The sequence below is a fragment of the Thermoanaerobaculia bacterium genome, from assembly GCA_035260525.1.
Lineage (GTDB): Bacteria > Acidobacteriota > Thermoanaerobaculia > UBA5066 > DATFVB01 > DATFVB01.
The window spans coordinates 1-16,477 of sequence record DATFVB010000270.1; the positions used below are offsets into that span (position 1 = coordinate 1).

Genomic DNA, 16,477 nt, shown 5'->3' on the forward strand with positions numbered 1-16,477 from the left:
CTCGAAACGGCCCAGTTCGTCAATCGGATTCGCGCGGCGGACCTGAAGGGAGTGACGGTGGTGCTCGATCCGGGGCACGGAGGGCGAGACACGGGCGCCCTCGTCGACGGCGTGGCGGAAGCGCGCTACGTCTACGACATCACGATGCGGATCGCGGACCTCCTCCGGCGGCATACGAAGGCGAAGGTCGTCTGCACGGTCCAGGACGGGAACGGCGCGGCGATCCCGGACCGGGACCGGCTGACGGGCTCTTCGGCCGCGCGGGTGATGACGACGCCTCCCTACCCGATCGAGGACACCGTCGCCGGCGTCCACCTCCGCTGGTACCTGTCCAACGCGCTGCTCCGCTCCGCCGTCCGGAAGGGGGGGGACCCCTCGCGCGTCGTGTTCCTGTCGATCCACGCCGATTCGCTGCACCCGGCGGTCCGCGGTTCGATGGTCTACATTCCCGGAGAGCGCTGGCTCAGGAGCTCGTTCGGAAAGCACGGGCCCGTGTACGAGGCGCGCCGGGAGTATCGCCAGGAGCCCCGGGTGTCGTTCTCCCGCCGCCAGCGCCTCGAATCGGAGGGCGTCTCGCGCCAGCTCGCCGAGGAGATCATCGGGAGCTTCCGGCGCGACGGCCTGCCCGTGCACGCCTTCAACCCGATCCGGCACAACGTCATCCGCTCCGGCCGCGAATGGGTGCCCGCCGTGCTCCGCTACAACTCGATTCCCGCCCGGGTGCTCCTCGAGGTCTGCAACCTGAACAACGACGAGGACCACGCGCTCATCCAGACGCGGAAATACCGGGAAAACGTCGCGCGCGGCGTCGTCGAGGCGCTCTCCTCCTTCTACAGCGGGCCGCCCGTGAAGCGGCGGGGAGGAGTCCGGTCGGCGGCCGCGTCGCGGTGAAGGTGATCGGACCCGACGCGCGGCTTCCTCACGGTTTCCGGTTCTCCTCCAGGAAGGCCTTCCAGTCCGCGTCGTCGGCGATCGCGGTGAAGTTGCCGTCGGCGGCGATCGCGGCGCGGTCGACGGGCCGGAGCTTTTCCTCCTCCCTCAAACGCGCGATCGCGTTCGGAGCGTCGCCGCCGGCGCCGTAGAGCCGGGCGCTCAGCGCGTAGAGCTCCGGCTCGGAGGGGTTCAGCCCGATCGCCCGGGCGAGCGCCTCCTGGGCGGCCGCGAAATCGTGGAGGTGACCCTCCGCCACGGCCATCCAGAAGAGGGAGTTCGGATCGGCCGGAGCGACGGAGAAGTATCGATTCCACTTCTCGATCGCCTCGGCGTCGCGGCCGTCGACGCTCTCGAGCCGGGCGAGGCCCGCCCATCCCCCCGGCGCCGGCGCCGGGGGAGCGATGGCGCGCGCGTACGAGGAGGAGGCGTCCTTCAGGTCGCCGGCGTCCTCGGCGAGCCGGCCGAGCACGAGGTGGAACGGCTCCGGCCTCGCGCCGAGCGAGATCGCCTCGCCCGCGGCGGACCGCGCCCGAGCCCGGTTTCCGCGCGAGACGGCGAGCTGGAACTGCTGGAGCGAATATCCCCACGGCGGACCGTCCGTCAGCTTCAGCTCGACCGGTTCGTTCCAGACGCGCGAGACCGCGAGGTATCCGTCGGCGGCGAAGAGCACGGCCGGCGCCAGGGCCGCGACGAGGACGACGATCCGTTCGCGCGGACGCGCGCGCCGGGCGAAGATCCCCGCGACGACGAGGACCGCCGCGAGACCCGCGACGCGCGGCCAGGCGGCCCGACGCGCCTCCTCGGCGCGCCGGCGCAGCCGCGCGACCGGAGGGGGGCCGAGCGCCTCGACCGCCTCGCCCCGGAGGGACCGCCCGAGATCGGTGAGGAGCACGTCCTCGACGCGCCCGTCCGGACCCGCGGGGTGAATCCGCCATTCCGTCTTGAGATACCCCGAAGACACCGCGACGAGGAGCGCGACGACGGCGTCGCCGGCATCGGCACGGGCTCCGAGCGCGATCGAGGGCCGGACGGGCGCCGGGCGGGCGGAGAAGGGCCCCGAGAACCAGTCGAGCATCCGGTCGACGATCGCGCGGCGTTGCCGCGCCGTGAGCCGCGGGGCCAGCTCCGGACCGGCGGCGGCGGCGACGAGGGCGTTCTCGTCGAACACGCCGGAGAGCGCCGCGACGTTCCGGCGGGCGAGCGCCTCCACGCCACGCCGCGCGAGCGCGGTGGATTCCTCGATTTGCGGCGCGGTGAGGGGCTCGCCCGATCCCCGGGCCTCGCCGGCCACCACGAGGAGGGCCGCGGCGAGGGCGATCGCGCTTCTTTTCACGGTGGTCCGATTATAGAATCGGGCCGGGGGGAAGGCATGAGGAGCCGGGCGGGCGATTCGCCGAGCAATTCCGTCGTTTCGACCGATTCGATACCTGGCTCGCGCAAGCGTTATCTCGCCGGCCCGGGCGGCATCCGCGTCCCCTGCCGCGAGATCGAGCTCGCGCCGACGCGATCGTCGGGTGGGGACGTCCGCCTGAATCCGGCCCTGCGCGTGTACGACACCTCGGGCCCGTACACCGATCCCGAGGCCGCGATCGACGTCCGCGCCGGGCTCCCGCTCCTGCGGCAGCCGTGGATCGAGGCGCGCGGCCCCTTCGACCGCATGGCGCCCTCGTACCGCGCCGTCGCCGGGCACAGCGACCCCGACCTTCCGCTTCCGCCGCGGCGGCAGGTGCTGCGGTCGCGCGGCAACGCCACGCAGATGCACCATGCCCGCCGCGGCGTCGTGACGCCGGAGATGGAATTCGTCGCGCTCCGCGAGGGACTCCCGGCCGAGCTCGTCCGCGGCGAGGTCGCGCGCGGCCGCGCGATCATCCCCGCCAACGTGAACCATCCCGAGCTCGAGCCGATGATCATCGGACGCCGGTTCCTCGTGAAGATCAACGCGAACATCGGCAACTCGGCCGTGACCTCGTCGATCGAGGACGAGGTCGAGAAGATGGCATGGGCGATCCGATGGGGCGCCGACACCGTGATGGACCTCTCGACCGGGAAGAACATCCACGAGACGCGGGAATGGATCATCCGGAACGCTCCCGTCCCGATCGGAACGGTGCCGATCTACCAGGCGCTCGAGAAGGTCGGCGGGAAAGCGGAAGAGCTCACCTGGGAGGTCTACCGCGACACCCTGATCGAGCAGGCGGAGCAGGGCGTGGACTACTTCACGGTCCACGCCGGCGTGCGGCTTCCGTACATCCCCATGACGGTCGACCGCGTCACCGGGATCGTCTCGCGCGGCGGCTCGATCATGGCGAAATGGTGCCTCGCCCATCACCGCGAGTCGTTCCTGTACGAGCGGTTCGCCGAGATCTGCGAGATCCTGAAGTCGTACGACGTCTCCTTCTCGCTCGGCGATGGCCTGCGCCCCGGGTCCACGGCCGACGCCAACGATCGGGCGCAGTTCGCCGAGCTCGACACGCTGGGCGAGCTGACGAAGGTCGCCTGGGATCAGGACGTCCAGGTGATGATCGAAGGCCCCGGCCACGTTCCGATGCATCTGATCCGCGAGAACATGGAGCGGCAGCTCGCGGTGTGCCATGAGGCGCCCTTCTACACGCTCGGGCCGCTCACGACCGACATCGCGCCCGGCTACGACCACATCACGTCGGCGATCGGCGCCGCGATGATCGGATGGTACGGGACGGCGATGCTCTGCTACGTGACGCCCAAGGAGCATCTGGGGCTCCCCGACAAGAAGGACGTCAAGGACGGCGTCATCGCGTACAAGATCGCGGCGCACGCGGCCGATCTCGCCAAGGGCCATCCGGGGGCGCGCGTATGGGACGACACGCTCTCGAAGGCCCGGTTCGAGTTCCGCTGGGAGGACCAGTTCAACCTGTCGCTCGATCCCGAGACTGCGCGCGCGTTCCACGACGAAACCCTCCCCTCCGAAGGCGCGAAGGTCGCGCACTTCTGCTCCATGTGCGGCCCCCACTTCTGCTCGATGAAGATCACGCAGGACGTACGCGACTACGCCGCGAAGATCGGCGCCGACGAGAACAAGGCGCTCGAGATCGGGATGGAGGAGAAGGCGAAGGAATTCGTGGAGAGCGGCGCGGAGATCTACCGGAAGGAATAAATCCGAATCTCCAAATCCGAAATCCGAAACGAACTCGATTCTCGAATCCAAAAATCGACGCCATCCCGTTTGGGTGATGAGTGTTTCAAGTTTTGAACTCGTTTCGGGTTTCGAGTTTCGGGGTTTCGGATTTCGGTCTTATGCCGGGATCGGCTCCAGCTTCTCCGGCCTCTTCGACAGCGTCTCGGCGCCGGTCGCGGTGACGACCACGTCGTCCTCGATCCGTACGCCGAACTTCCCGGGGAGATAGATCCCGGGCTCGGACGTGAACGTCATCCCCGGCTCGAGGAGGATGTCGTTGCCCGCGACCATGTAGGGAGGCTCGTGCACGTCGATCCCGAGGCCGTGGCCGAGGCGGTGCGTGAAAAACTCGCCGTATCCCGCCTTCTCGATCACGGCGCGGGCGGCGGCGTCCACGTCCGAGCAGCGGACGCCCGGACGGGCGGCTTCGATTCCGGCGCCCTGCGCCTCGTGCACGACGTCCCACACGCGGCGGTACTCGTCGGTCGGCGTCCCGTAGAACGTCGATCGAGTGATGTCGTAGTAGTAGCCTTCCGGATTGTCCCACGCGTCGATCAGGACCGCCTCGTTCTTCGACAGGGCCCGCGCGCTCGCCTCGCCGTGGGGCACGGCGGCCGACGGACCGAACTGGACGACGTTCTCGCCGCCGAAGGCCGCGGAGACGTCGGCCTCGCGGACGCCCGGGGCGAGGCTCGCAAACGCCTTCCGGAAGCGATCGAGCCCCGTCGCGACCGCGCGGCGCATCGCGTCGAGCTCCGCCGCGGACTTGACCATGCGCAAGGCCGCGAACACGCCCGCGCCGGAACGGGGGGTCCAGCCCGGAGCGTGGGCGAGGAGCTTCTCCACGTCGTCGTACGCCGTGGACGGCTCCACACAGAGGACGCCCTTCGCGCCGCCGAGGAAGGACGCCGCCTTCCGGAACGGATCCTCCGTCTCCTGCCACGTGACGACGTTCTCGATCGGCGTCATGCTGCGCGCGTGCGTCTCCTCGAACGCGGGGGTGATCACCACCGGGTCCCCGCCGCGGGGGAGGAGAACGGCCGTGAGCCGTTCGCTCCGGTGGAAGGAGATGCCGGCGAGATAGAAGAGATTCGTCGAGGGGGTGACGTAGAGCGCGTCGGCGCCGGATTCGGCGAGCTTGCGGCGCGCCCGTGCGAGCCGCTCGTTCAAGGTGCTGCGATCCATCATGGCGCGGAACATATCATTCCGCGGCTCACCGCCGCGGTCATTCCGCAGCTCACCGCCGCGGTCATTCCGCGGCCCGCCGCCGCGGTCATGGCGCGGCTCTGCGCCGCGGGTCGGAGCGGCCCGCCGCCGCGCGCGCGGTCGGCCGAGACGCCGTTCGGAATCGGTTGGGCGATCGGCCGGCGGACGCGCCAGCATGACGCGTACGGCGGCGACGATTCGGCGTGAGGAGCGCCGCGCTCCTTGCGCAAACTCAAAAACACGTTAGACTTCGCGCGCTCGGACGGTGGCACCCCCGTTGCTCTCCGAGCGTGGAGCACGATGATCGACGTCGACCATTTCACGATGAAGTACTACGGCCCTCCGGCCGTCGACGACATCTCCTTCTCGATCCCCGAGGGCGCAATCGTCGGGTTCCTCGGGCCCAACGGGGCCGGCAAGACCTCCACGATGCGCGTGCTGGCGGGATACCTCTCGCCGACGGAAGGGGAGATCCGCATCGCGGGCCACGACGTCGTGCGGGAGTCGATCGCCGCCCGGACGGCGATCGGCTACCTGCCGGAGAACGTCGCCCTCTATCCGGAGATGCGGGTGCGCGAATACCTCGCCTACCGCGCCGATCTCGAGGGCGTCCGGCGCTCCGACCGGGCGGCGCGCGTTTCCGACGTCATGGAGCGCTGCCTGATCGCCGACGTCGCCGAGAAGACGGCGGGGACGCTTTCGAAGGGATACAAGCAGCGCGTCGCGCTCGCGGGGGCGCTCGTCCACCGGCCGCCGATCCTGATCCTGGACGAGCCCACCGTGGGTCTCGATCCGAAGCAGATCATCAAGATCCGCGAGCTCATCAAGGAGCTCGGCCGCGAGCGGACCGTGCTCCTCTCGACCCACATCCTTCCGGAGGTCGAGGCCGTCTGCGACCAGGTCCTCATCATCGACCGCGGGAAGATCGTCGGCCAGGGGACGCCCGACGAGCTCCGCCGGCGCGGCTCGGGCGCGTCGATCGTTCGGGCGGTATTCGCGGGGGACGTCCCGGCGCGCGACGTTCTCTCCGCGATCGACGGCGTCCGCGCGATCGAGGAGACGCGAACGGACGGGGAGACCCGGGTCCGGATCGAGGCGGCCGAAGGAATCGACGTGCGGGAGGCGGTCTTCCGCCAGGCGGTCGAGAACCGCTGGGTGATGCGGGAGCTCGCGGGAGAGACGGCGACGCTCGAGGACGTGTTCGTCCGGCTGACGACGCGCGACCAGGGCGAGGCGGAAAGCGCCCATGCGTAAGTTCTTCGCGATCGCCCGGCGCGAGTGGCTCTCGTATTTCTACTCGCCGCTCGGCTACATCGTCCTCGCGGCCTTCTGGTTCGTCAACGGCTTCATCTTCTCGACGATCCTCGGATACCTGAGCCAGCCCGGCGCCCGTTCGCTCCAGCCGCTCGCGACGATCTTCAACAACACGTTCTTCTGGATCTTCATGCTCTTCTTCATCCCGGTGATCACGATGCGGCTGATCTCCGAGGAGCGCAAGTCCGGCTCGATCGAGACGCTCCTGACGTCACCGGTGACCTCGGCGACGATCGTCCTCGGGAAATTCGCCGCCGCGTTCGCCTTCTACGCCGTCCTGTGGCTCCCGGTCGCCGCGTACGCCCTGATCCTGAACCACTTCATGACGATCGACCTTCGGATCGTGCTGTCGAGCCTTCTCGCCGTCCTGCTGCTCGGGGCGTACTTCCTCGCGGTCGGCACCTTCGCCTCGAGCCTGTCGAAGAACCAGATCGTCGCGGCGATCCTCGGGTTCGTGATGATCATCGTGATCTTCTCCGCGGGGCTCGTCCAGACGCTCGTCAACGACCCGGCGGTCAAGGACGCGTTTTCGTACCTGACGATCTGGGATCACATGGACGATTTCGCGCGCGGGGTCGTCGACACCCGCCACATCGTCTATTACGTCTCGTCGGCTGCGCTCTTCCTCTACCTCGCGCAGGCGACGCTCGAGGCCAAGAAGGGGCAATGAGCGCGAGGACGGGCGGGCGGCGCCGGGCGGCCGCCGCGGGGATCTTCTCGGCGAGCGTCCTCGTCGTCGTCGGGATCTGGGCGCTCGTCAACTGGCTCGGGTATCGCCACTGGTCGCGCGGCGACTGGACGAAGGCGAAGCTCTACTCGGTTTCGAGCACGACGAAGAAGATCGTCGGAAGCCTCAAGACCCCCGTCCGGGTGACGGCCTTCATGACGCATCGGAACCGGCTCTATTCGGAGACGCGCGAGCTGCTCGACCGGTACCGGGCGCTGTCGCCGCAGATCAAGGTCGAGGAGATCGATCCCGAGCGCAACCCCGCGCTCGCCGAGAGCGTGGCGCAGCAGATGGACGTCCGCAAGGCCGGGACGATCGTCTTCCAGTCGGGAGGCAAGAAGAAGTTCGTCACCGAGGACGAGATGGCGGACTACGACTTCAGCGGGATGCCGGGCCAGGGAGGCTCGCTCAAGAGCTTCAAGGGGGAGCAGGCCTTCACGTCGGCGATCCTCGCCGTGACCTCCGCGAAGTCGCCGAAGATCTATTTCACGTCCGGCCACGGCGAGAAGTCGATCGACGACGCCTCCGAGCGCGGCCTCTCCGAGGTGAAGGACCTGCTCGGGAAGGACAACGACACGGTCGCGACGTGGGAATCGCTCGGAAAAGGCGAGGTGCCCAAGGACGCGGACCTCGTCGTCGTCGCCGGCCCCCAGACGGCGTTCCTCGCGCCCGAGCGGGACGCGCTCGACAAATATCTCGCCTCGGGAGGGCACGTCCTCATCCTCCTCGATCCGGCCGTTCCCCGCCCGGGGGGGCCGGCGGCCGATTTCGGCCTCGGAACGCTCCTCGCCGGCTGGGGAGTCAAGCTCGACAACGACATCGTGATCGACACCGGCAACACGCTCCCGTTCATCGGCCCGGAGACCGTCTACGCCAACCATTACGGGGCGCACGAGATCGTCGACCCGCTCGCCTCCGCGAAGATGGCCGCCATCTTCCCGCTCGCCCGGTCGGTGCAGCCGGGGACCGCGTCGCACGCGGGTTTCACGGCGACCGCGCTCGTTCAGACCACGAGCGAGGGATGGGGCGAGACCGATCTCGAGCACCTCTCCGCCGTCAAGAAGGACGCGTCCGACGTCGCCGCCCCGGTGACGATCGCGATGGCGGTCTCGCGCGGGCCTCAGGCGTCGGCGCCGGCGGCCCCGGATGCGGCGGCGAAGGCGCGGCTCGTGGTCTACGGGGACTCCGACTTCGCGGCCAACGGCGAGCTCCCCAACGTCTCGAACGCGAATCTGTTCCTGAACACCGCCCACTGGCTGGTCGGCAGCGAGGAGCTCGTCGGGATCGCCCCGAAGACCCCCGAGCAGAACGCCCTCACCGTCTCGGCCGCCACGCTTCGCCGGATCGGCCTCCTCTGCCTTCTCGGAATTCCCGCCCTCGCGCTCGCCGCGGGCGTGGGCGTCTGGGCCAAGAGACGGGGATGAGCCCGAGGCGGCTCGCGATCCTCACCGGGATCCTCCTCGTCCTTTTCGCCTTCGTCGCGTTCTTCGAACGGAAGATGCCGACGACCCAGGAGCGGATCGAGAAAGGCGACGTGATCTGGGACGTCAACGAGGCCAGGATCGCGAAGATCGAGATCAATCGCGACAATACCGTCGTCGCGTTCGAGCGCGACGGCGATTCCTGGCGCATGACCCGCCCCGACGCCTATCCGGCGGACGGGCCCACGCTCTCCGCGCTCGTCACGGACCTCTCACACCCGTCGCGGCAGGGGGAGGCCTCCGCGAGCGCCGCCGAACCCGATTACGGCCTGACCGCGCCGCGCGCCGTCGTCACCGTGTCGACGCGCGAGGCGAAGGGCTCGAAGGCGGAGTCGCACACCCTCTCGATCGGCCGGGAGATCCCGGGGACCGACACCGTCGCCGCGCGGGTGAAAGGGGAGAACCGGACGATCTTCGTCCCGTCGACGATCGCGGCCGACCTCCTGAAACCGGTCGACGGGTACAAGAACAAGAAGATCTTCGCCGGCTCGGCGCTCGACGTCTCCCGTCTCACGATCGCGCGCGGGCGGGGGAGGCTCGAGTTCGAGAGACGCAAGAACCGGTGGTGGATGACGCGCCCGGCGCCCGACCTCGCGAGCTCGGCGACCGTCGAGCGCCTCATCGACGACCTGCTCGCCGTCAACATCACGGAGTTCCTCAAGATCCCGCGGCCGGACCTGGCCGGGGACGGCCTCGTGCCGCCGCTTTACACCGTCACGATGACGATCGCCGGCAAGCCGGTGACCGCCGAGATCGGAGCGACGCGCGCCGACGGGAAAAGCGTGTACGCGCGCTCCGATGGGCAGACGTTCGCGATCGACTCGACGGCGACCGACGAGCTGGCGAAGGAGGCCGACGCCTATCGGGAGACGAAGGTCGCGCGCTTCGACAATTTCGCCGCGAAGAAGCTCGTCTGGTCCACGGGGGGGCCGCGCCGCGAATTCGACCGCGACGGCGCGCAGTGGAAGGAAGCCGGGAAGACCGTGCCGTCGGCCTCGGTCGAGGACGTGCTCACCGCGATCGGCTCGCTCGAGGGAAAGGACTTCATGTCCGCTTCCGATTTCCAGAAGATCTCCGGCGCGCCCGAGCTCGCGTCCTTCACCGTGGAGACCTCGGCGGGCGACGCGTTCGCCGCATCGATTCGGCCCGCCGGCGGGGGTCAGCTCGCCGTGAAGCTCGCCGACCGTCCGGAGGCCCTGCTCGTCCCCGCGACCGACTTCGAGCGCGTCACGGCCGCGGTCCGGAAGATCGCTCCGGCGCCCGCGGCGGCCCCCGCCAAGCCGGCTCCGCCCGCGAAGAAAAAGACCTCCTGACGCGTCGATGCTGATCGACGCGCTCGGGTCGTTCCTGCTGGAAGCCGCGGCGGGAACGAGCCTTCTGCTGATCCTCTTCCCCCGCCGCGTCCTCGGAAAGGGCTTCTTCGTCCTCCACGGGGCGATCGCCTCCGCGTTCCTCCTGCTCGCGGCGCTCGCCCGCCCCCGCGGCTCCTCCGCGGCGCTCGCCGTCCCGGCGCTCGCCGCGCTCGCCGTCTACACCCTGCTCTCGCGCGGCGGGCGGCCGGCTCGCGCGCTTCCGTGGCTCGCGGGCTCGGCCGCCCTGCAGGTCGCCCTCCTCGCGCGCGTGAGCGGGGCCGGCGCGTCGGGAGCCCGGGGGTGGATCTTCGCGGGATCGCTCCTCGGCGCGCTCCTGTTCGGCAGCGTGCTCCTGACGATGAACCTCGGCCACTGGTATCTCGTCGCCCGGGCGCTCCCGGCGCGCCTGCTCTTCGGTGCGGCCTCCGGCTACGCCGCGCTCGCGGTGGCGCGAGCGCTCTATCTCGGGCTCGTCGCGATCGTCGTCCCGAACCCCGAAGGATGGGAGGCGCTCACGTCGCTCGACCGCGATCTCCTCTTCTTCCTCTTCCGGATCCTGTGGGGGATCGCCGGGCCGCTCGCGTTGTCGTACTACGTGTTCCAGACCTCGAAGATGCGGTCCAACCAGGCCGCGACGGGGCTGCTGTACGTGGCGCTGATCTTCGTCCTCGTCGGCGAGCTCCTCGCCTCCTATCTGACGGTGCTCACGCGGTTCCCGGCGTGAGGGTGCGGCGCTACTGCCCCGACTGCCTCGCCTCCTCGGAGCTCGCCGGGGCGGCGCCGGCGGAGGGCGCCTGCTCTCGCTGCGGCCGTTCCTGGACGTACGCGCCCGACGACGCGTCGCGCCGGGGAGGCCCGGTCGAGCGCTGCGGAACCTGCGGGCGCCGCGCGTTCTTCGTCCAGAGAGACTTCGACCAGCGGATCGGCTGCGCGATCATGCTCCTCTCGATCGCGGCGGCGCTCGTCGTCGGCTGGAAATTCGGATGGATCTGGTTCACGCCCGTGCTGCTCGCGACGGTCCTGATCGACTGGGTGCTCGCGTTCACGATCAAGCCCGTCACGATCTGCTACTCCTGCGACACCGAGTACCGGGAGGTCCCGCTCAACCCGCGGCATCGCCCCTACGACCCGCACGTCGCCGAGCGCTACGCCGAGAAGAAGACCGTCCGGCGGATGCTCGAGTGAGCCGCCGGCGCCGAATTTCATTGGCGAGCGTTTCACGACAAATGATCTCTTGACGCTATTCGCGCGGTTCGATAGCTTGTCGCTATCGGAGAGTTGCTCTCGCTCGCGGGCGCGGAGATCGCTTTTAGCCTAACGGCCATTACAGGAAGGAGTTGGCGGATGGAGATCCAGAACTCAAGGGTTGGTCGATTCGGTTTCATTGGGTTCCTCGTCCTCGCGTCGGTTCCGTTCGGCCTGTTCGCGGGATCGGCCGCCGCGGCCCCGGCACCCTCGATCGCGGCCACGCGTGCCGTGACGAAAGTGGTCAACTTCAGAGAGGTCAGCCTTCTTCATACGCCCACGATCAGCATGGACGAGCCGACCCGGCTTCGCGAAGCGCCCACGCAGAACAGTTCGTTCCAGCGATTCGTCTCCGGAACGGTGAAATCGGCGCGCGTCCCTTCGTCCGGCGTTCCGACCCCGGCCGGGAGCAGTCTTTCCCCGGTCTCCGGAGGCTTCGGCTTCGACGGATTGAACGACGTCGACCAGGGTTTCGCCAGCGGATTCGTTTTCGAGCCGCCGGACCAGGGCCTGACGGTCGGCGGCGGGCTCGTCGTCGAGGCCATCAATTCCGCGTTTACCTATTTCGATTCGGCGACCGGTGAGAACCTCTTCGGCGCCGGAAACGCCATTCCTCTCTCATTTTTCGACGCGAACCTCGATCCCACCGATCCGCGGTGCTACTACGACGCCGATACGGGACAGTGGTTCATCACGTATCTCGGTCTCGGCAGCCATTCCTTCATCGTCATCGCCGTCAGCGCCCCTGGAGATCCGTTCAATTACAAGGTGTACGAGATCGACACGACGAACGACGGAACGAACGGGACCCCGACGCACGCCGGCTGCCCGTGCTTCGGCGACCAGCCTCTCATCGGCGCGGACGCCTACGCCTTCTACGTGAGCACGAACGAATTCGGCTCAACGTTCAACGGTGCCCAGATCTACGCGATCGACAAGGCGGCGATCGAAGCGGGCGCGAGCCCCAATGTCGTCCTTTTTTCCCCCGGATCGCTGGAAGAGGGAATCGCGTATTCGATCCAGCCGGCGAGCGTTCCCCCCGGCGGAAGCTACGATCTTTCGAACGGCGGGACTCAGTACTTCCTGAGCGCTCTCGAATTCTTCAACACTCTCGACAACCGGATCGCCGCATGGGCGATGACGGGGTCGAGCAACATCTCGACCGACCCGTCGCTCCTCGCGCTTCAGGAACAGACCATCGCCAGCGAGGTCTACGGCGCGCCTCCGGCGAACCAGCAGAAGACGGGACCGCTCCCTCTGCGCGACGCGCTGGCGGACGGCTATTTCGCGCCCTTCTACGACAAGGAGCACGAAGAGCTCGTCCAGTCCAACGACGACCGCATGAACCAGGTGGTCTTCGCCAACGGCCTGCTCTGGTCCGGCCTGAACACCGTCGTCAAGACGAAGAACGGGCCGACCCGCACGGGGATCGCCTACTTCGCGGTGAGCCCGAACTTCCCCGACGCCGGCTCCTTCGATCCTTCCGTCTCCCATCAGGGATACATCGCGGTCAACAACCAGAGCGCGATCTTCCCGTCGATCGGCGTGAACGCCGCCGGTCAGGGAGTCGTTTCGTTCAGCGTGGTCGGGCCGGGCCTCTATCCCGGCGCGGCGTGGGCGAGGATCGACGCGGTCAACGGCGTCGGGCCGCTGATGCTCGAGGCTCCCGGCGCGGCGCCCGACGACGGCTTCAGCGGCTACTCCGCGTTCGGCGGAAACCGCGTCGGCCGGTGGGGCGATTATTCGGCGGCGGTGTCGGACGAGAACGGCGACATCTGGCTCGCGACCGAATACATCCCGGACCGGGAGAGATTCATCTACGCGAACTGGGGAACGTTCGTGAGCAAGGTCACGCCCTAACCCTTCCGATCTTCGGCATCCCGATAGCGGAGGCGTCGTGGCCTCCGCTATTTTTTTGGGGTCCGCCAGTCCGGGCCGTCGGCCCACTCCGCGGAGCGCTCGAAGACCTCGGCGAAGGCCGGCGCGTAGGCCCGGGCGACCTCCTCGACCGGCGGACGCGCCCCGGTCAGCCGCTCGATCGAGGTCACGCCGCCGTCGGTGATCCCGCAGGGGACGATCCCGAGGAAATGCGCGAGGTCCGTCGTGACGTTCAGCGCGAAGCCATGGGTCGTGATCCATCGGGCGATGTGAACGCCGATCGCCGCGATCTTGTCGTTGCCGATCCAGACCGACGTGACGCGTTCCTCGAGCGGGCTGCGTACTCCGGCGATTCCCCACCGGGAAAGCACCCGGATGATCGTCTCCTCGAGGTCGCGGACGTAGCGCTTCACGTCGCGGCGGTCCGGCGAGAGGTCGACGATCGGATAACCGACGAGCTGGCCGGGGCCGTGATACGTGACCTTCCCTCCGCGGTTGGCCTCGAACACGGAGATTCCGAGCTCCGCGCATCGTTCGGGGCTGAAGAGAACGTCGGCGCGCGAGGCGTTCCGGCCCAGCGTGAAGACCGGATCGTGCTCGAGGAGGAGGAGGGTCTCCTCTCCCGTGCGGGCGCAGCGGTCGGCGGCCTCGGCCTGAAGAGCGAGCGCCGCGCCGTATTCGACGCGGCCGAGCCATCGAACGTCGACGCGCTTCATGCGGCCTGCCGCCGGAGAACCCTCGCCGCCGAAGCGGAAGCGTAGAGGAGGAGGACCGGGTCCCAGTACGGGACCCGATACCGCAGCGCCACGATCGTCGCGACGTGCGCCGCCATCGAGACCGCCAGCACGACGATCGCCAGCGCCGCCACGCCGCGGCGCGGCGCCCTGGCGAGCCCCGCCGCCGCGAGGACCGCCAGCGCCGCGTACCCGGCGGCCGACGCCAGGACCACGCCGCGCGGCCAGAATCGCGGGTCCGCCCCGGGCCGCAGCCAGTCCTTCACCTTCGCCCGCAGCACCCCGAGCTCCTCGCGCGGATGCGCCCGGATCCAGCCCAGGGCCGCGTCGCGGAACGCCCGCGCCCGGACCGCCGGGTTCGGGTCGGCGGCGCCCGGAATCTCCGGCCGTTCCACGCTCTCGTTGAAGTCGCGGCTCCATCGTTCCATCTCGGCGGCGCTCCGCGCATCATCGTAGCGGACCGCCCAGGCGGAATTCCCCTGCCAGAAAACGAGGGCGCCGCCGTCGTTCACGGGGAGGAGCGCGTGAAAGCGGAAGGCGTTCCTCGCCGTCCACGGGAGGAGCACGGCGCACAAGCCGAAGAGAGCCGACGCCGCGAGCGAGCGCCTCACGGCGGCGGGAAAACGGCGGTCGAACAGCGGGGCTGCCAGCAGCGGGACGAGGGCGAGCGCCGAGGGACGCGTGAGCGCGGCGAGGGCCAGAGCGGCGCCCGAGAGCAGCCCGCATCCCGAGGAGGGGCGGTCGACGGAGACGAGGAGGAGGAACCCGGCCGCGAGGAGGAGCAGGAGGAAGAGCGGCTCGCTCTGCACGTCCGCCGAGAGGATCAGCAACGGCGGATGGAGCGCGGCGGCGACGCCGGCGAACCGGGCGGCCCGCAGCGAGCCGGCGACGCGCCCGGCGAGCGACGCGAGCACCAGCACCGACAGCGCACCGAGGACGACGTTCCAGGCGAGGTCCCATGCGATCCGGTCGGGGCGTCCCCAGGTCGAGAGGGCGAGGAAAACGGGATAGCCGGGCGGGCGGAAGAGGGCGAGATCGGTCCGGGACGGGTAGGTCCCCGTCTTCCAGAACGTCTCCGCCGCCCGGACGTACGCCGCCGAATCCCCGAAACGCGGCACGCCGCCGCCGAGAACGGCGACCGCCGCGGCGCGGGCGGCCAGGGCGAGCCCGAAGAGGGCGAGCTTCTCCCGGCGGGGAAGGGAGATCGCGGCGGCGCCTTCGGTCACGCGGGTCCGATCAGGCGAGCGAGAAGCTCCCGGCCTCCAGCGTCTTCTTGATCTCCGCCATGAACTGGTCGGCGACGGCGCCGTCGATCAGCCGGTGATCGAACGACAGCGAGAGATACCCCATCGTCCGCACCGCGAGCGCATCGTTGCCGGCGGCGTCCTCGACGACGACCGGCCGCTTCTCGATCGTCCCGACGCCGAGGATCGCGACCTGCGGCTGCACGATGATCGGTGTCCCGAAGAGCGACCCGTAGACGCCGGGATTCGTGACGGTGAACGTGCCGCCCGAGACCTCGTCGGGCTTCAACTTCTTCGACCGCGCGCGATCGGCGAGGTCGTTGGCGGCCCGGGCGAGCCCGAGGATCGACTTCTCGTCGGCGTTCTTGATGACCGGGACGATCAGACCCCAGTCGAGGGCCACCGCCATCCCGAGGTGGACGTCCTTGTGGTACACGATCTCCTCGCCGTCGACCGACGCGTTCAGGTCCGGGAATTTCTTGAGCGCTCCCGTGAGCGCCTGGAAGATGAAGGGCATGTAGGTCAGCTTGACGCCGTTGCTCTCCAGGAAGGCGGCCTTGTGCTCGCGCCGCAGCTTCTCGACGGCCGTGTAGTCGATCGAGAAGACCGTCGCCACGTGCGCGGAGGTCCGGCGGGATTCCACCATCCGCTCGGCGATCTTGCGGCGCATGACCGACATCGGGACGATCTCATCGCGGTCGCCGCGCGGGACCGGGGCGCCGCTCCCGGCGGGAGCGGGAGAGGGGACGGCCGACGGCCGGCTCGGGACCGCTTCCGGCCGCGGCGCGCTCTTGCGGTTGTCGATGAACGACAGGATGTCGTTCTTCGTGACTCGGCCCGCGATCCCGGTGCCCTCGACTTCGGCGATCGCGACCGCGTTCTCCTGCGCGATCTTCCGGACGAGGGGAGACGAGCGGGTGCGCACGCGCTCCTCGAAGCTCGCGGCCTGCCCGGAAGCGGCCGGGGCAGCTGCCGGAGCTTCGGCCGGACGCGCCGGCGTGGGACGTTCCTTCTCCTGCGGGCTCTCGCTCCGCGCGACCGCGGGCGACGGCGCGGGCTTGGGCTCGGCCGGCTTCGCCGTGGCGGCGGGCGCGGGCGGTTTCGGCGCCCCTGTTTCGGGCGGCTTGGGCGCCGCCGCTGTTTCGGGCGGCTTGGGCGCCGCCGCTGTTTCGGGCGGCTTGGGCGCCGCCGCTGTTTCGGGCGGCTTGG

Annotated in this window: 15 protein-coding genes; 10 read left to right on the forward strand and 5 right to left on the reverse strand. The window is 69.4% G+C overall.

Features of this window, described 5'->3' with window-relative positions; genetic code table 11:
- Nucleotides 1–891 (forward strand): N-acetylmuramoyl-L-alanine amidase (locus VKH46_12980; protein HKB71752.1); only part of this gene is annotated, 891 nt, incomplete at its 5' end.
- 28 nt (nucleotides 892–919) lie between these two features.
- Here the strand turns inward: VKH46_12980 and VKH46_12985 are convergent.
- Nucleotides 920–2,266, reverse strand: coding sequence for a hypothetical protein (locus VKH46_12985; GenBank protein ID HKB71753.1), 1,347 nt, complete (start codon nucleotides 2,264–2,266; stop codon nucleotides 920–922).
- A 36-nt stretch (nucleotides 2,267–2,302) separates the two neighbouring features.
- On the opposite strand from VKH46_12985, the gene thiC reads away from it, so the two are divergent.
- The gene (gene thiC / locus VKH46_12990) at nucleotides 2,303–4,066 is read left to right on the forward strand and encodes a phosphomethylpyrimidine synthase ThiC (protein HKB71754.1); all 1,764 of its coding nucleotides are present in this window, start codon (nucleotides 2,303–2,305) and stop codon (nucleotides 4,064–4,066) included.
- Nucleotides 4,067–4,204: 138 nt separating this feature from the next.
- On the opposite strand, the gene VKH46_12995 is transcribed toward thiC, so the two are convergent.
- The gene (locus VKH46_12995; GenBank protein ID HKB71755.1) at nucleotides 4,205–5,272 is read right to left on the reverse strand and encodes a Xaa-Pro peptidase family protein; all 1,068 of its coding nucleotides are present in this window, start codon (nucleotides 5,270–5,272) and stop codon (nucleotides 4,205–4,207) included.
- A 243-nt stretch (nucleotides 5,273–5,515) separates the two neighbouring features.
- Between VKH46_12995 and VKH46_13000 the strand changes: the two genes are divergently transcribed.
- The 7 genes from VKH46_13000 to VKH46_13030 all read left to right on the forward strand — a co-directional run bounded on the left by VKH46_13000 (nucleotide 5,516) and on the right by VKH46_13030 (nucleotide 13,272).
- Nucleotides 5,516–6,547 carry an ABC transporter ATP-binding protein gene (locus VKH46_13000; protein ID HKB71756.1) on the forward strand — a complete coding sequence of 344 codons (1,032 nt, stop codon included), beginning with the start codon at nucleotides 5,516–5,518 and terminating at the stop codon, nucleotides 6,545–6,547.
- Entirely contained in the window at nucleotides 6,540–7,277 is a 738-nt protein-coding gene (locus VKH46_13005; GenBank protein ID HKB71757.1) for an ABC transporter permease, read from the forward strand. Before VKH46_13000 ends, VKH46_13005 begins: the two co-directional genes overlap by 8 nt.
- A complete protein-coding gene (locus VKH46_13010; protein HKB71758.1) occupies nucleotides 7,274–8,758 on the forward strand; it encodes a GldG family protein in 1,485 nt (494 codons plus the stop codon). Before VKH46_13005 ends, VKH46_13010 begins: the two co-directional genes overlap by 4 nt.
- On the forward strand, nucleotides 8,755–10,128 hold the full coding sequence (locus VKH46_13015; protein HKB71759.1) for a DUF4340 domain-containing protein: 1,374 nt from the start codon (nucleotides 8,755–8,757) through the stop codon (nucleotides 10,126–10,128). The genes VKH46_13010 and VKH46_13015 overlap by 4 nt, the downstream gene beginning before the upstream one ends.
- A gap of 7 nt (nucleotides 10,129–10,135) precedes the next feature.
- On the forward strand, nucleotides 10,136–10,891 hold the full coding sequence (locus tag VKH46_13020) for a hypothetical protein (protein HKB71760.1): 756 nt from the start codon (nucleotides 10,136–10,138) through the stop codon (nucleotides 10,889–10,891).
- Nucleotides 10,888–11,352, forward strand: coding sequence for a hypothetical protein (locus tag VKH46_13025; protein HKB71761.1), 465 nt, complete (start codon nucleotides 10,888–10,890; stop codon nucleotides 11,350–11,352). The genes VKH46_13020 and VKH46_13025 overlap by 4 nt, the downstream gene beginning before the upstream one ends.
- Before the next feature lie 291 nt (nucleotides 11,353–11,643).
- Nucleotides 11,644–13,272, forward strand: coding sequence for a hypothetical protein (locus tag VKH46_13030; GenBank protein HKB71762.1), 1,629 nt, complete (start codon nucleotides 11,644–11,646; stop codon nucleotides 13,270–13,272).
- Between the two features lie 47 nt (nucleotides 13,273–13,319).
- Here VKH46_13030 and lipB read toward each other — a convergent pair whose 3' ends face one another.
- Genes lipB through VKH46_13045 form a run of 3 tightly spaced genes read right to left on the reverse strand, consistent with a single transcriptional unit; the run spans nucleotide 13,320 to nucleotide 16,193 of the window.
- The gene (gene lipB, locus VKH46_13035) at nucleotides 13,320–14,006 is read right to left on the reverse strand and encodes a lipoyl(octanoyl) transferase LipB (protein ID HKB71763.1); all 687 of its coding nucleotides are present in this window, start codon (nucleotides 14,004–14,006) and stop codon (nucleotides 13,320–13,322) included.
- Complete coding sequence (locus VKH46_13040) at nucleotides 14,003–15,250, reverse strand: glycosyltransferase family 39 protein (GenBank protein ID HKB71764.1); 1,248 nt, start codon at nucleotides 15,248–15,250, stop codon at nucleotides 14,003–14,005. The genes lipB and VKH46_13040 overlap by 4 nt, the downstream gene beginning before the upstream one ends.
- Before the next feature lie 10 nt (nucleotides 15,251–15,260).
- Nucleotides 15,261–16,193, reverse strand: coding sequence for a dihydrolipoamide acetyltransferase family protein (locus VKH46_13045; GenBank protein ID HKB71765.1), 933 nt, complete (start codon nucleotides 16,191–16,193; stop codon nucleotides 15,261–15,263).
- Here VKH46_13045 and VKH46_13050 point away from each other — a divergent pair.
- On the forward strand, nucleotides 16,186–16,477 hold a 292-nt coding region (locus tag VKH46_13050; GenBank protein ID HKB71766.1), incomplete at its 3' end, for a hypothetical protein. The two genes, VKH46_13045 and VKH46_13050, sit on opposite strands and share 8 nt — an antisense overlap.

Bases quoted from the DNA above. Each gene is read 5' to 3' on its own strand.
- lipB (HKB71763.1), bottom strand. From the start codon at position 14,006: ATGAAGCGCGTCGACGTTCGATGGCTCGGCCGCGTCGAATACGGCGCG.
- VKH46_12995 (HKB71755.1), bottom strand. From the start codon at position 5,272: ATGGATCGCAGCACCTTGAACGAGCGGCTCGCACGGGCGCGCCGCAAG.
- thiC (HKB71754.1), top strand. From the start codon at position 2,303: ATGAGGAGCCGGGCGGGCGATTCGCCGAGCAATTCCGTCGTTTCGACC.
- VKH46_13010 (HKB71758.1), top strand. From the start codon at position 7,274: ATGAGCGCGAGGACGGGCGGGCGGCGCCGGGCGGCCGCCGCGGGGATC.
- VKH46_13005 (HKB71757.1), top strand. From the start codon at position 6,540: ATGCGTAAGTTCTTCGCGATCGCCCGGCGCGAGTGGCTCTCGTATTTC.
- VKH46_13015 (HKB71759.1), top strand. From the start codon at position 8,755: ATGAGCCCGAGGCGGCTCGCGATCCTCACCGGGATCCTCCTCGTCCTT.
- VKH46_13020 (HKB71760.1), top strand. From the start codon at position 10,136: ATGCTGATCGACGCGCTCGGGTCGTTCCTGCTGGAAGCCGCGGCGGGA.